This is a genomic window from Larsenimonas rhizosphaerae, from assembly GCF_023700005.1.
Classification (GTDB): Bacteria; Pseudomonadota; Gammaproteobacteria; order Pseudomonadales; family Halomonadaceae; genus Larsenimonas; species Larsenimonas rhizosphaerae.
The window spans coordinates 85105-99849 of sequence record NZ_JAMLJK010000004.1; the positions used below are offsets into that span (position 1 = coordinate 85105).

Below are 14745 nucleotides of genomic sequence, written 5' to 3' on the forward strand. Positions count from 1 at the left end.
GCGTCCTGCCATGCTTTCTGCTCCACGTTATTCCCTGCATTTCAAGGTGGCTACTCTGGCATCCATCCTGTTTCTGGTTGGTTCCATGGCGATCGGCTGGATGATCTTCCAGCGCCAGAAGGTGCTTGAAAATCGAACCTTTGAAAACATGTCCTGGATTGCCTATCAGCTTGACCAGGAAGCCAATCGGTTTTACTGGCAACTGGCGGCGACGGACTCGTCAAGTGAGCGGCTACTACTGCGCTACGAAATTCTCTTCAGCCGCATCCGTCTGTTCAGAAAAGGGCAGGTAGCTCATGTCATTACATCAGGCTCGATGCTGGACAGTGATCTGGAGAAGGTATGGCAGCAGACGCACAGACTGGATGATCTTCTGGCGCCCCTGCGGCATTCTACGGGGGGGCTGTCTGAAGATGGAAAGCGCCGGATACTGGCCACGGCCAGGGATCTGCGTCACGTGACCGCTAGAATCCTTCTGGAGGTCAAGGCACATGTGGCGGCGCTTAAATCCGATTCAAGGCAGCAGTTGTCGTCGCTGTATCGGTGGGTGCTGGTCATGCTGGGCATGATGATTCTGTCCGGACTGCTGCTGATCATGATCGTGCTCAGGGAGCGGCGTTTTGGTCTGGAACAGGCGAAACGGCTCAGGGACAATGCCCTGGCACTGGACAAGGCCGTAGCGCGTGCACGCGCTGCCAGCCAGTCCAAGACCCGGTTCATGGCGATGATGAGCCATGAAATTCGCAATCCCCTCAATGGCATGATTGGCATGGCCGAGTTGCTGGAGCATGAGTCCGTATCCAGCCAGGGCCGCCAGTACCTGCAGGCGCTCTTGCAAAGCGCGCATGGTCTGCATGGCATCATCCATAACGTACTGGATCATGCCCGCCTTGAGCAGGGGGCGATCGTGCTTAACAACAGCCCCTTCTCACTGGTCAACTTCATCGAAAAGACCTGTGTGTATCATCGCATGCAGGCAAGGCAGAAAGGACTCGATTTCAATCTGACACTGGCCGATGACCTGCCGGACTGGGTTAATGGCGATACGCAACGGCTTCGACAGATTCTGACCAATCTACTGGGTAACGCCATCAAGTTCACCGATGAGGGCGCGGTATCACTCAGTGTCTGCCATGCCGGTGGGCAGTCGCTGAGTATTGACGTTCGCGATACGGGCTGCGGGATTTCTCGTGCCGATCTTGGCGCGCTTTTTGAGCCCTTCAACAAGGTGGGACAGCGTTCCCATCACAAGGGCGCCGGGCTGGGGCTGGCCATCAGCCAGTGGCTGGCTGAAGCCATGGGGGGTGATATTTCCGCCGAGAGTACGCCGGGCAAGGGTAGTTGCTTTTGTCTGACCGTGCCTCTGGCGGCGAGTGATGCTCCCACCGCGCTGGACGAGGATACCGACGATACCGTGGTTACACACGGAATGAAGGTGCTGGTGGTGGAAGATGACAGCATCAACCGCATGCTTGCCCGGGTCATGCTGGAGCGCCTCGGTGTTGAGGTGGTGCTGGTGGAGCAAGGCGCCGAGGCGTTGGAGCATGCTGACGACCCGTCCTTCGATCTTGTCTTCATGGACGTGAACATGCCGATCATGGATGGTCTCCAGACGACGCGCCGCTGGCGTCTCGGTGGTGGCAAGCCTGCTGATATTCCCATTATCGGGATGACGGGAAATACGTCGCTGGCGGATCGGCGACGGTGCATGTGTGCCGGCATGAATGATGTGATCTACAAACCCTTTCTCCAGCGTGATGTGCTGTCAGCCCTGTATCGATATGCCGGGCGTCGTGACGCAGCGCCATCACCGCGGACAGCACTTCAGGCTGATGTTTCATCATCCAGCCATGGATCGAGCGATATCAGTCTGGCTGTTCTGGAAGATCTTGAGTCTGCGGTAGGGCATGAGGCCTTGAAGGAACTGATCACGCTGTATCAGTCTCGCCTGTTCAGGCGACTTGATACCCTGAATACCTGTCTTGAGCAGGCACGCTGGGCTGCTCTGGGGCGGGAGGCCCACTCGTTCAAGGGCACATCCCTGTCACTGGGCTGTCAGACCATGGGTGCGTTGCTTGAGGACATGGAGCAGCGGGTAAATGCTGAGCGAGGTGCGGTGATGAAGGCCCGTCTTTCTCGCCTTTACCTGTGTGCTGATCAGACGTTCAGCGCCCTTGAAAACTACAAGCGTTCGCTGATCAATCGTTGATCTGACGTGTGGTCAACGTACCACTGCTCCATCGCCGCGAGTGGCATGGGGCGTGCAATATAAAACCCCTGACCCAGTTCACAGCCGGCACGTTCCAGAAACTGATACTGGGCCAGTGACTCTATGCCTTCTGCCACCAGATGCAGGTTGAGCCGCTGTCCCAGTTCGACGATCGAGCGGGTAATGGCTTCTGCTTCATGCTCGCTGTCGCACAGCGACACGAAGCTTCGATCAATCTTCAATTCATCATAGGGCAATCGGTACAGTTGGGTCATGGAAGAATACCCCGTGCCAAAATCGTCCAGCGACAGGCTATAGCCCCGTTCCCGCAGCCCGCTCAGCACATGCCGGGCGTATTGTAGGCATTCAAAGGCCGAGGTCTCGGTAATTTCAAGGGTAAGCCCTTCGGGGGGCAGGCCATGGCGCATGGCCAGTGCATCAAGTTCCTCAAGTACATTCTTTTGCTGCAGAAAGACTGCTGGAATATTGATGGCAATATCGAGTATCCAGCCGCGCCGACGCCAGGTGGCGTGTTGTTGCCATACCTGAGCCAGTACCATCCAGGTCAGGGGAACAATCCGGTGATGGCGTTCGGCCAGAGCGATAAAACGTGCGGGAGGAATGAGGCCGCGTTCCGGATCATGCCAGCGCAGTAGTGCCTCCACTCCCGTAGGCTGGTGATCGCTGAGGCGCACCTTGGGCTGGTAATACAGTTCAAACTCGTTGGCATCCAGCCCCCGGTCAACATCTGCCGGCGTTACCGCGCGCTGGGTCGTATCGAGAGGCGCCGTCAGGCGGTCCAGTGTTTCGGGCAGGACGGGCTTGGGCATGAACCCCAGCATGCGAAATCCCTGAGCCTGACCAAACTTGAGGGTGTCTTCCGCGATGGTTTCATCGCTGACGCTGAGCAGAAGCACTGCCGGGTCAAGACGTTGTTCCTGTAGATAACCCAGCACATCGAGTCCCGAAAAATCTCCCAGGCTCAAATCCAGAATGACCAGATCAATGTCAGCGGTATGGGCGGAGCGTATCAGTTCATCCAATCCGGCTGCCGTGGTGACCTGATAGTTTCGACGTGCCAGCAGGTGCTGGAATAACAAGCGAATTTCATCATCATCATCAATGACCAGTGCGTTCAATGTCATCAGGGGCATCTGCCATCAGTCGAGTGAAGAGCGCATGGTAAAAAAATGCACACATCTTTTTGAATGTTGTGTTGTTGTTCATGAAAGTTTAACCGAAGTTAATCGCATCCTACTCCGAAAACGGCCACGTCGGTAGCCGTCACTGCAGGGGGAACACTGGATAAGAGGAGGGATGCGGTCAGTGGTCCCTGTCACCGGATGCGGTGACAGGGGGTTAAGAACTGTCTGATTTAGTTGACGGCGGTTCGTCTGGAGCCGTGCCTGAGAAGAGCAACCAGCATATCGAGAACCAGCATGATGGCCAGACTGATGCCCAGTACCGGCAGAGCCAGTCCAAGTGCGATTGCACCGGCTGTGATGGTCAGACGGGCCGTCCATGACTGGTCGCGCATCAGACCGACAAGGCTTCCGTGCACCTGTGCCGCGGTAGCGCGTCGAAGCCACCACATCCGGTATCCCAGTATGATCATGGTACATAATCCAGCGCCGGTAGCTGCCAGAATCAGCTGGTTGGGCAGGCCGAACAAAATGCCCATGTGCGCATCAATTCCCCAGCGAGTCAGCTTGGCGGCCAGAGGGTAGTCGGCAAAGGTGGCATGGTCCACTTCCCGCCCGGTCAGCGGGTCGAACGTGGCTTCATCCACATGAGTCGGCCAGCGTCGGTCGATCTCGCGTACTTTCCATGCCTGGCCGGCCGGTTTTGCCTGAATTTCGATCACGGGGCTTTCAAGCCCGGTCTGACGCGCCCGTGCCAGCATCAAGTCAAACGTGGCTGCCGTGCCTGCCATCGATGGCATGCTGCCGCCTGTAGCCCTGTGCTCGGCATGTGCGTCCGGCTCCCTTGCCATGGTGGTGTGGGTCATGGTCGTCGAAGCCGAGGGCGTACTCCAGCCGAAGGCGTGGCGAAATTCGGCAATGTTGGCCCCTGCCCAGGTCGACCAGGTCAGCCCGGTGGCGGAAAAGAACAGCAGCCCCAGCAGCAGGCATCCGCCCAGCACCTGGTGCCATCGACGATAGCGGCTGCGCAGGGAGGAGGCTCCGGATGATGTGCGCCGAGGGGCCGTGATCCAGAGTATCAGCCCACCCAGTGCGGCTACCCATAGCCATGAGGCGGCAAGTTCGCTGTAAGCGCGGCCGGTGTCTCCCAGCAGCAGGCTGCGATGCAGTTGGTCAAGCCAGGTTCGCAGCGGGAGGATGCCACTGGTGCCATAGACCTCAAGGTCGCCCCTGACTTCCAGCGTGTCGGGGGCAATGAAAATAGCGCGACTGGTGGACGCGGGGGCATCCTGTGGCGTGAACATGACGCGCGTCGTGCGGCCAGGGGCCGTGGCAGGGCGTACTGCCGATGGCAGGGCCTTCGTGCCAAGGGCCTGCTGAGCGGCGAGGATCTGATCGGCCAGTGGGCGGGCTGTGCCCTGAGTGGGGGCCGTCAGAGCATGGTGATATACAAGGTTTTCAAGCTGTGGTGTCAGCACATAGGCAGTGCCGGTGAAGGCCGCTACCAGCATGAACGGCGCAATGAACAGGCCAATATAAAGGTGCAGGCGCAGCAGCAGGGGGCGTAGCGTCGCGCGTACGCCGGCCGCGTTTGAAGAACGGGCAATCGACATGGGGCAGTCTCTTCGACATGGACATGGAATACGGCACAGGCCGCGAGTCAGGTGATGCGTGTCGAAAGGAAAGAAGGTGGCGCTCTGGGCGCGAAGGTCGCATGCAGGAACGGTGGGGCCCGAGGGGCCTGGCAGGCGGTCATCAACGGCGTTGATATCTGACGCGACCCGACCGGAAGCTGCAGGGCGGGAAGGCTCAAGGCCGGCACATGGGCAAACAGCAGACAATAACCACAGGCTGCCAGATGTGCGTGCGTCTCGCCGTCCTGACTCATGTCATGGCCTGCGGCCATGGAGTGCTCGGCTGTCTGAGCGTGATCTGCTGCTCGCTGGCTCTGGCTGATCAACGGCCCCATGAACACCAGCAGCATGGCAAAAAGGCCAAGCCAGGCAGGTAATGTTCGAGGAGCATGTCGGGAAGATATCATCAGGTCAGCAGCCATGTGGACAGGCGATCCATATCATACTCGTTTGCCCCCGATTCAGACAGTGGCGACCACTGACATCCGACTGCTCATGATCAAGGTCAGGTGGTGCCGGTCGATAGCACGGTATACCCATTCGTGAGGATGCATCATGCTGTCGAACATCAAGATTGGTACGCGTCTGGCCGCTGCGTTTGCCATCGTTTCCCTGCTGTTGCTGCTGTCTTCTGCGGTCGGGTTATACGGCCTGCTATCCATGAAGGAGACCGCTCATACTGCAATCGAACGTGACGCGGCCCTGTCAATGAATGCACTGAATATCCAGCGGCTGGCGCTGCAGGAACGTCGTTTCGAGAAGGATGCCTTCATCAATCTTGATAACCCTGACAAGCTTCTATCCTACCGTACCAGGTGGGACGGTGCGCGTACCGAGCTGATGCAGACATTGCGCACTGGAGAGGCGCTGGCGGTAGCGCCTGAAAACCGGGAGCTCTATGCCCGTGCTCAGCAGGCACTGGAGCGGTACGCGTCTGACTTTATCGGAGTCCATGAGCGGATCCAGGCAGGGGAGCTGACAACGACCGCCGATGCCAATACGGCTTTTTCTGCCTACAAGCAGAATATCTATGAACTGGAAGAGCTGGCCGGTCAAATCAATGACGTGGCGGCTAGCCGGCTCGCGGCAGCACCGCCTTATATTGACCAGCAGTCCAACAAGGCCCTGATTGCCCTGATCGCCTTTTCCGGCATGGCGCTGCTGCTGGCAGCGGCACTGTCCTGGGTAATTACACGCGGGATTACCCGGCCCCTTAACCAGGCCCTGTCGGCCGTCAATCAGATGGCTGATGGCGATTTGCGTCATGAGGTGCGTTCCGAACGCAGGGATGAAATCGGCACCCTGCTTCGTGGCGTTGCCGAGATGCGTACTTCGCTGGCCTCTCTGGTCACCTCTCTGCGTCATTCAAGCAATGCCGTGTTTGACGGGGCCAATCATATCTCTTCCGGAGCGCGTGAACTGTCGTCCCGGACCGAAGAGCAGGCCGCGTCGCTTGAAGAGACGGCTGCGAGCATGGAAGAGATCACCGCGACTGTAAAACACAGCACCGACGCGACGCGCGAAGCCGATCAGCAGGCCAATAGTGCCGCGGAGCAGGCTTCTAGAGGCGGCGCTGATGTTCAGCGGAATGTGATCCTGATGCGTGAGATTGCGGCCAGTTCGAGCAAGATGCACGAGATCATCAAGGTGATCGATGACATTGCCTTTCAAACCAATCTGCTGGCACTGAACGCCTCGGTTGAATCGGCGCGCGCCGGCGACAAGGGGCGCGGGTTTGCCGTGGTAGCCAATGAAGTACGCTCGCTGGCAACCCGGAGTGCGGCATCGGCACACGACATCCGCATCATGCTGGATGAGACGCACAAAAAGATTCTCGAGTGTGCGACTCAGTCCGAGCACAGCGGCGAAACCATTGAAGGGGTGGTGGTATCGATTACGCGGGTTGCCGAACTGATCAGCAGTGTCGCCATGGCTACCCGTGAGCAGATGCAGGGGATCGACCAGATCAATACCGCCGTATCACAGATCGATGGAGTGACTCAGCAGAACGCGGCACTGGTGCAGGAATCCAGCCTGTCCTCGGCTGAACTTGAACAGCAGGCCTCCGAACTCAAGGCCCTGGTGGCGCGATTCAAGCTACCGGACGAACAGTGGGCCGAACAGGCACATGCCGCCACTGAGTCACATGGCACTACCACGTCCAAAAGCCGATCAGGTCGGTCCTCCGGGCATCACATGCCGGAATATCAGACCTGATGGTATGAGGTGCCGATGACCCTCGTCCTGTTAAAGCAGGGCGGGGGTTTTTTGTGCGCCCATGACCTCTGCAAGCTGCCTGGCCGTGACACCCTTGCTATCGGTACGATTGACATCGGCCCCTTGGTCGATCAGCAGGCGCACCGCCTCGGGGTGGTCAAACATGGCAGCGTACATCAGTGGCGTCTTGCCATCTTCTGTACTGCCATCGACTGCGGCACCACCGTTGAGCAATATCCTGATCATCTCGACATCTCCCTTGAACGCCGCGCCTGACAGCGGGTTCTGACCCTTGCTGTTATAAAGCTCCGGGTCAGCGCCGTGCTCCAGCAGCAGGCGGGCCGTCTCATGATGACCATGGTAACTGGCCAGCATCAATACGCTGTCACCGTTGTGATTACGCATGTCTACCGGCATGCCGTGGGCAAGCCAGGTAGTGAAGTTGGCACTGTCTCCCTCGCGGGCAGCATTGAAGATGCGTGCGGCAAGGTCGAGAGCGTCATCATCCAGCGGTGGGGGAGTATCTGTCATGCAGGGCCTCTTTCCTTATCGGTCATGAATGCAGCCAGTATGGCGCGGTGTGTGCAGCACGCCCAGTCGGCATTTTCTATCTCGCCAAGATAGCCGATGTATGACGCCGGCTCGACCTGCAGACCGATGCCGGCCTGAAAGTCCTCATTATTCTTTGCCTGATACACATTGCCCCGATCTGGATACGTGCAGTGTCTCGTCTGTTTCAAAAATAAACGTCCTGTTAAATACAAATGATAATTTTTTGTAGATGATAATAAGTGCTATTAATGGGCGGTGTTGGTCAACACATTCCCCGGGTGGTACGACCCGAGAAGAACACAAAAAAGACAAGGAACAGGGCTAAATGACGTTACAGAAAAGATGGTCGGTACTCCCTCTGGCCTGCCTTGCGTGGGCGCCTCTGGTGGCAGGTGCCGAACCGTCTGATACCGATTCGATGGTGGTGACCGCCACGCGCACCGGTACGGACAAGCAGGATGCACCCCAGACCATTCGCATCATCAGCCACGAGGAAATCCGCCAGCAGCAACAGATTACCTCGGACTCGTCGGAAATTCTCAGCAACCTTTTGCCTGGGTTCTCACCGGCCCGCCAGAAAATGAGCGGCAGTGGTGAAACGCTGCGCGGGCGCACACCGCTGGTCATGATCGATGGCATACCGCAGTCCAATCCGCTGCGCCCGACCGGCCGTGAACTGCATACCATCGATTTTTCGATGGTGGATCATATCGAGGTTATTCAGGGGGCCAATGCCACCAACGGGCTCGGAGCCACCGGCGGGGTCATCAATATCATCACGCGTCGTCCGGCTTCGGGGTCATTTACCCAGCACCTCAATGTCCAGGTGACCACCCCCACGTCACGGCTTGATTCCGAAACCACCGGGTATAAAACCACCTATGGCGTCAGCGGCAACAAGGGCAAGCTCGATTATGTTTTCTCGATGAGCCATGAAGACCAGGGGCTGTTTCGTGATGGTGATGACCATCCGGTCGGGGTGGATAACACCCAGGGAGATTTGATGGCGTCCCGCAGCTATGACCTGTTCGGCAAGGCGTCCTACTGGTTCAACGATGACCAGCGTCTGCAGTTTAGCGCCAACCGCTACATCATCCGGGGCAATGATGATTACATCAGCGTCGATGGTGACCGGGATAACGGTGTGCCGACTACGTCACGCCGCGGCAATCCGCCGGGCGAGGCACCCTACAACAAGGTCTGGACGACCGGCATTACCTACGACGACTACGACCTGGCCGGCATGCATTTGAACATGCTGGCGTTTTATCAGGATTACGAATCGTTGTTCGGCGCCACGGATTCCGGCAGCTATCAGGATCCTGCCCTGGCCCCGATAGGGACGTTGTATGACCAGTCCATGGCCAGTACCACGAAATACGGCACCAAGACGTCCCTGACCAGGGATGACATCTGGGACAGCCGCATCAAGCTGACCGTGGGATTCGATACCACTATTGACAAGACCGAGCAGTCTCTCTGGCGTACCGGGCGCACGTATGTGCCTGAAATTCAGTATCTTGATCTCTCCCCGTTCATGCAGGTGGATATCAAGCCGATCGACAGCCTGACCGTGTCGATGGGAGCCCGGTATGAGTACGCCAGACTTGATATCGATGGTTATCAGACCGTGGCGGCCAACAATGGCGTCAACGTCGAGGGCGGCTCGCCCAGCTTTAACGAGACCCTGTACAACGTAGGCGCGGTATGGACTCCGATTACCGACTGGAGTCTGTTTGCCAACTATTCGGAAGGGTTTGCCATTCCTGATGTGGGCCGGGCGTTGCGCGGGATCAGCCAGCCGGGTCAGTCCGTGGATGACTTCGACAACCTCCGGCCGATTGTCACCGATAACGTCGAAACCGGCGTGCGCTACAACGATGGGCGCCTGGACGCCGAACTCAGCTACTACGTGTCATCCTCCGATTTCGGCAGCCGTGTGACCCGCGTTAATGACGCCTTTGTCATGCAGCGCCAGAAAACCGAAATCGACGGCATTGAAGCATCGGTGGGGTATCAGTTCACGCCTGCCCATCACGGCAAGCTGGCCTATTCCCACATTCGTGGGCGTTATGACAGTGATGACAACGGGTCACTGGATGCCGACCTCGATGGCCTCAACGTGGCGCCGGATCGGCTGATTGCCAGCTGGTCGGCCCGGTGGAACCCCGAATGGTCTTCCTTTATCCAGGCCTCGCATGCCTTCAATGAAGATTATGACGGTGACGACAAGGACTTCGATGGTTATACCCTGGTAGATGCTGCCGTGGGCTATACCCTGCCGGTCGGGCGGATCAATGTCGGGATCTCGAACCTGTTCGACAAGCAGTACATCACGTATTACTCGCAAAGCGCCGTCACTCAGGATGAACGTTATTTCGCCGGGCGAGGTCGTACCTTGACGCTTGGTTACAGCGCAGACTTCTAACGGGGCAGTGCCATGGTGTCTTCCTGCATGGACGCCATGGCACGCCGCACAGTGCATGAGCCGAGGCCACTGCCATGACTCAAGTGTCCTGTTTAATAACCCATTGCCCCGCTGTGCGGGCGCAACGCATTACAACAACACATCACAATAATTACCCTGTGACTGGCCGTAGACGGAATACAACTGGAAGCTTTACCCGGCGGAGAGTGTATGAACGAACGGCAGCTGTTTTATCCCGCGCGCGCCATCAGCGAGCGCGAATCCACCCATGCGCTTCTTAACTGTATCATCAGGGAGTATGCGATACCCGGCGGCTATCTGGCTCATCACTGGCCCGAGTGTCGTCATGGCCTGATGGTGGCCCCGGCGGAAGGTGTCTATCCGCTGGCCATCCACTGGCCTGACGGGCTGGCCCTGTTTATTACGGTCGACAGGTGCTCTGCGCTTGGCGCGCACCGCTATCTGTCCCCGCTGTACATGAAGCGGCCTGACGAGAATGACTGGTGTGTTTTCTCGATGGGGCAGCATGTCACGACGCTACTGGCCACGCTGACCGGTCTGGAAGGCGTACGTAACGATGAGCTTGCTACCCAGATAAGCGACAGTCTGGAGACGATGACCGAGATCGTTCAGGCGCGTCATCAGGCTGGCTCACCGCTGCTTGATTATGTGGCAAGTGAACAGGGCCTGTGGTTCGGCCATCCATCTCATCCGGCCCCCAAGGCGCGGCACTGGCCGAACGACACTGATCGTGACGCCGTGACGCCGGAGCATCAGGCGCAATGTGCGCTGTACCAGTTCGCGGTCCCGAAACGTGGTCTGGAAGTGGTCGTCAACGGCCTAGATGAGGCCTTGATCATCGATAGCGTCGGTCGGCAGCATCAGGCCCGGGCCGGGGAGGTGGTGATCAGCATGCATCCTGTCCAGGCGTCACTGTTCAAGCAGGCACCGGCCGTGCAGGCGCTGCTGGCATCCGGCACGCTTCGTGACCTGGGCGCCAGTGGTCGACGGGCCAGCCCAACGGCCTCGCTTCGCACCTGGTATGTGGATCAGCAGCCGTTTTTCATCAAGGGCTCACTCAATCTGCGCGTCACCAACTGTGTGCGCAAGAACGCCTGGTATGAGCTTGAAGGCACCCTGGTGATTGATCGCGTGCTTCAGACCCTGGTCGCTGAAAATGACCCTGCCCTGGCGCGGCTTCGCCTTGCCCGGGAACCCGCGGTGCTCTGGTGGGCGCCGCCTGAGGTCGAGGAGGGGCAGCGGCGCTGGTTCATGGAGCAGACCGGCATCATTTTTCGTGAAAACTTCTGCCTCAGGGAGGGGCGGCACCGGTGCGTGCTGACCGCCACGCTGGTTGCGCGCAACGTGGACGGAAACGCGCTGATCGATGACTTTCTCCCCCGACACCGGCAGGGAGGTGCCGGTCAGTACGCCCTGAACTGGTTCTCGGCATATCTGGAAACCCTGCTCGCGCCGGTGCTGGTGCTTTTTTTCCGCTACGGCGTGGTGCTTGAACCCCATTTGCAGAATTGTGTGCTGATACATGACCAGGGCCAGCCGCGGGACATGCTGTTGCGCGATTTCGAAGGCATCAAGCTGGTCGATGGGCAGGGCACACGGTGGATGGATGCTGAAATCCCGGGACATGTGCGTGATGCGATGACCTACAGCCGTGCTCAGGGATGGCGTCGGGTCGTTTACTGCCTGTTGATCAACCATCTGTCGGAGGCCGTGCTGGCGCTGAGCTGGAACCGTCCGGCGCTGGCGCCAGCATTATGGGCGCAGGTCAGGGAGCACCTTGTCGAAGTGCGAAGCACGCTGGGCGAGACGGAAGCACCGGAGCTGGATGCGCTGCTCGACGGGGCGTCACTGCCGTGTAAAACCAATCTCAAGGTGCGTTTGATGGCCGGCGCCGACCGTGAAGCGGGCTATGTGGACCTGCCCAGCCCGTGGGCGATGGAGGTGGCCTGTGCGTGAGTTGCCCCCCACCGTGAAAGCCGCCGTGCTGGCTGCACGCGCCGAGCATGATGACCCCGTCTCTGCCTTTGTGTTTGACCTGGACGCCCTGGCGCGCCACGCCCGGCAGACCCGGTTGATGCTGCCAGAGGGGGTCGAGCTTTTCTATGCCATCAAGGCCAACAGTGAAACGCCCCTGCTTGAGGTCCTGGCCCCCAGCGTGGACGGGTTTGAATTGTCCTCCGGGGGCGAACTTGAACGCGCTGCTGCCTGTCGCGTCGCGCGTCCCTGGTTGCTGTCCGGGCCCGGCAAGCTGGACAGTGAATTGCGGGCTGCCATGGCCTGTGACATTGCGGCGATCCATGTTGAAAGTCTGTCGGAAATTGACCGACTGTCGGCTCTGGCTCGGTCAGCAGGGCGACAACAGGCTGTATTCATTCGCGTGAATCCTGCGCTGGATGCGCGGTTTTCCACCCGGCTCAACATGGCCGGGCGCGCCAGCCCCTTCGGGATCGACGAGGCAGAGCTTGAAGCCGCCGTGGCCCGGGTCGACGCCTCCGAGGCCCTGGTGTTGCAGGGGTTTCACGTGCATGCCATGTCGCACCAGAAAAGTGCTGAACGTCATCAGGCCCTTATCGCCCTTTATCTGGATAAATGGCCCCGGTGGCGTGCGCTGTGCGCGGATCCTGCGCGGGTGACCCACTTGAATGTGGGGGGTGGCATTGGCGTTGATTACACCGGGGAGGGCGGGTTTGACTGGCCGGCATTCTGTGCCTGGCTGGGTGAGACGCTTGCCGCCTGGTCGGAGGCCCCGGTGCTGCGGTTTGAAATCGGACGCTATTTAAGCGCGTTTTGCGGCTACTACGTCATGGAAGTACTGGACTGCAAGCAAAGCCATGGCGAGCACTTCCTGATATGTCGTGGCGGTACGCACCAGTTTCGTCTGCCGGTGGCGCAGGGCCATGACCACCCGATTATTCATGTGCCCTGTCACGCTGCTGGAGAGGGGCAAGGCCAGGTGTGGACCGTGGTCGGACAGCTCTGCACCCCAAAGGATGTGCTGAGCCGCGGTCAGTATCTGGACGATGTGGCCGTGGGTGATGTGCTTGTGCTACCGCTGGCCGGAGCGTACGGCTATAACATCTCCCACGCGGATTTCCTCTGTCACCCCCGGCCCATGCTTCACTTTATTGGTACTGGCCGGGCCGGAGGCGGGGTATGACGGCTGCGCCTCGCCGGGTGCTGCAGGTTGTTCTGCTGGGAACCGGTACGGTCAGTCTGGGCAACAGCATGCTTAACCCGGCCCTGCCGTCCTTTATGCAGGCGTTTTCAGTCAGCGCCGGCCACGCTGCCTGGGTCGTTTCCGGTTTCATGGTCTCGATGGTGCTGGCCATGCCGCTCACAAGCTATCTGGGACAGCGTTATGGCCGGCGGCGGCTATATCTGGTGGGCATGTCGCTTTATACCCTCGGCGCGGTGATGGGCGGGGTGGCGTTTTCCTTTCCCCAGGTGCTGATGGCGCGCGCGGTCCAGGGAGCCGCCAGCGGGCTGGTCATCCCGCTGGCATTGCCGCTGTTGTTCAAGGTATTTCCAGCGGCTGAACGGGGCCGGGTGACGGGGGTCTGGGCCAGCGTGGTGATGCTGGTACCCGCGGTCGGCCCGCTGGTCGGCGCGCTGATGGTCGAAAATGGCGGGTGGCGGGGGCTTTTTATCATGCAGGTGCCTCTGGCCGTGCTGGCAGGCGCGGGGGCCTGCCGCTGTCTGCCTGGCCGTGATGGACCATCAGAGGCCCCGGTCCGGTTCGATGGTATCGGGTACGGGCTGATTGTGACGGCGCTGCTACTGGTGATGGGGGGCGGGTACTGGATGTCCCGCGGCGGCGGGCTGAACGCGCTGGCAGGCATCGTCGCCGGACTCATGGTGGGCGCGGTGCTGGTTCGCCACGAACGTCACCACCCGGCGCCGCTGCTGGCCCTGTCCATTTTCGGCCGTCGCGATTTCTGCCACGGCATGGTGGTGGCCGTACTGCACTCTGTCAGCATGTTTTCAAGCCTGGTGCTGATTCCTCTGTGGGTGCAGGTGGTAATGGGCCGCAGTGCGCTGTGGACCGGCACGGCGCTGCTGTGTACCGCTGTGTTTGCCAGTGGCTTTGGTCGCCTGGGTGGGCGCTGGCTTGACCTGCACGGGCCGCGCTGGCTCATCGGCAGCGGGCTGGTCGTGACGGCCGCGGCCACCGTGGCGCTGGGCCGGTTGCCGGCAGAGGCCTCCATTGTCAGCCTCTGCGTCCTGATGGCGCTGCGCGGTGCCGGCATCGGATTGTCCTACATGCCGTCCACTACGGTCGCGCTTCATACCCTGCCCGAGGCGCTCACGACCCAGGGCGCTGCCATCAGTAATATCGCCCGACGCGTCACGGCGTCGCTGGCGGTGGTGGCGGTGTCTGTCGCGATCGACCTGTTGCCGGCACGTGGCGTTGCCCTGCCGGACATCCTTCATCTGCTGTTTACCCTCTCTGGCCTGTTACTGCTGCTGGCAGTCCCCAGCGCCCTGCGTCTTACGCCCACTCCGATTGCTCGCCAGACCGGCGCTGAATCTCGATGACAAGGA

The 14745-nt window shown here is 59.6% G+C and carries 10 protein-coding genes; 6 read left to right on the forward strand and 4 right to left on the reverse strand.

Annotation, left to right across the window (positions count from 1 at the left end):
• Nucleotides 1-10 precede the first annotated feature (10 nt).
• Nucleotides 11-2209, forward strand: coding sequence for an ATP-binding protein (locus tag NAT21_RS13695; protein WP_250939280.1), 2199 nt, complete (start codon nt 11-13; stop codon nt 2207-2209).
• On the opposite strand, the gene NAT21_RS13700 is transcribed toward NAT21_RS13695, so the two are convergent.
• The 3 genes from NAT21_RS13700 to NAT21_RS13710 all read right to left on the reverse strand — a co-directional run bounded on the left by NAT21_RS13700 (nt 2182) and on the right by NAT21_RS13710 (nt 5407).
• On the reverse strand, nt 2182-3363 hold the full coding sequence (locus NAT21_RS13700; protein ID WP_250939281.1) for an EAL domain-containing response regulator: 1182 nt from the start codon (nt 3361-3363) through the stop codon (nt 2182-2184). The two genes, NAT21_RS13695 and NAT21_RS13700, sit on opposite strands and share 28 nt — an antisense overlap.
• Nucleotides 3364-3584: 221 nt before the next feature.
• Complete coding sequence (locus NAT21_RS13705; RefSeq protein ID WP_250939282.1) at nt 3585-4964, reverse strand: PepSY-associated TM helix domain-containing protein; 1380 nt, start codon at nt 4962-4964, stop codon at nt 3585-3587.
• Between the two features lie 47 nt (nt 4965-5011).
• Nucleotides 5012-5407, reverse strand: a complete 396-nt coding sequence (locus NAT21_RS13710) for a DUF2946 domain-containing protein (protein ID WP_250939283.1) — start codon at nt 5405-5407, stop codon at nt 5012-5014.
• A gap of 133 nt (nt 5408-5540) precedes the next feature.
• On the opposite strand from NAT21_RS13710, the gene NAT21_RS13715 reads away from it, so the two are divergent.
• Nucleotides 5541-7202, forward strand: coding sequence for a methyl-accepting chemotaxis protein (locus tag NAT21_RS13715; protein ID WP_250939284.1), 1662 nt, complete (start codon nt 5541-5543; stop codon nt 7200-7202).
• 30 nt (nt 7203-7232) lie between these two features.
• Here NAT21_RS13715 and NAT21_RS13720 read toward each other — a convergent pair whose 3' ends face one another.
• On the reverse strand, nt 7233-7733 hold the full coding sequence (locus tag NAT21_RS13720; protein WP_250939285.1) for an ankyrin repeat domain-containing protein: 501 nt from the start codon (nt 7731-7733) through the stop codon (nt 7233-7235).
• A 346-nt stretch (nt 7734-8079) separates the two neighbouring features.
• Between NAT21_RS13720 and NAT21_RS13725 the strand changes: the two genes are divergently transcribed.
• The 4 genes from NAT21_RS13725 to NAT21_RS13740 all read left to right on the forward strand — a co-directional run bounded on the left by NAT21_RS13725 (nt 8080) and on the right by NAT21_RS13740 (nt 14739).
• The gene (locus NAT21_RS13725) at nt 8080-10182 is read left to right on the forward strand and encodes a TonB-dependent receptor (protein ID WP_250939286.1); all 2103 of its coding nucleotides are present in this window, start codon (nt 8080-8082) and stop codon (nt 10180-10182) included.
• A 210-nt stretch (nt 10183-10392) separates the two neighbouring features.
• Entirely contained in the window at nt 10393-12159 is a 1767-nt protein-coding gene (locus tag NAT21_RS13730; RefSeq protein ID WP_250939287.1) for an IucA/IucC family protein, read from the forward strand.
• Nucleotides 12152-13360 (forward strand): type III PLP-dependent enzyme, encoded by a 1209-nt coding sequence (locus NAT21_RS13735; RefSeq protein WP_250939289.1) that lies wholly within the window; start codon nt 12152-12154, stop codon nt 13358-13360. The genes NAT21_RS13730 and NAT21_RS13735 overlap by 8 nt, the downstream gene beginning before the upstream one ends.
• Entirely contained in the window at nt 13357-14739 is a 1383-nt protein-coding gene (locus NAT21_RS13740; protein ID WP_250939291.1) for an MFS transporter, read from the forward strand. Before NAT21_RS13735 ends, NAT21_RS13740 begins: the two co-directional genes overlap by 4 nt.
• The last annotated feature ends 6 nt before the right edge of the window (nt 14740-14745 follow it).

What these genes read in the sequence shown, in the direction of transcription:
- NAT21_RS13730 (WP_250939287.1), top strand. Translation starts at nt 10,393, where the DNA reads ATGAACGAACGGCAGCTGTTTTATCCCGCGCGCGCCATCAGCGAGCGC.
- NAT21_RS13705 (WP_250939282.1), bottom strand. Translation starts at nt 4,964, where the DNA reads ATGTCGATTGCCCGTTCTTCAAACGCGGCCGGCGTACGCGCGACGCTA.
- NAT21_RS13725 (WP_250939286.1), top strand. Translation starts at nt 8,080, where the DNA reads ATGACGTTACAGAAAAGATGGTCGGTACTCCCTCTGGCCTGCCTTGCG.
- NAT21_RS13720 (WP_250939285.1), bottom strand. Translation starts at nt 7,733, where the DNA reads ATGACAGATACTCCCCCACCGCTGGATGATGACGCTCTCGACCTTGCC.
- NAT21_RS13700 (WP_250939281.1), bottom strand. Translation starts at nt 3,363, where the DNA reads ATGCCCCTGATGACATTGAACGCACTGGTCATTGATGATGATGATGAA.
- NAT21_RS13715 (WP_250939284.1), top strand. Translation starts at nt 5,541, where the DNA reads ATGCTGTCGAACATCAAGATTGGTACGCGTCTGGCCGCTGCGTTTGCC.
- NAT21_RS13710 (WP_250939283.1), bottom strand. Translation starts at nt 5,407, where the DNA reads ATGGCTGCTGACCTGATGATATCTTCCCGACATGCTCCTCGAACATTA.
- NAT21_RS13740 (WP_250939291.1), top strand. Translation starts at nt 13,357, where the DNA reads ATGACGGCTGCGCCTCGCCGGGTGCTGCAGGTTGTTCTGCTGGGAACC.
- NAT21_RS13695 (WP_250939280.1), top strand. Translation starts at nt 11, where the DNA reads ATGCTTTCTGCTCCACGTTATTCCCTGCATTTCAAGGTGGCTACTCTG.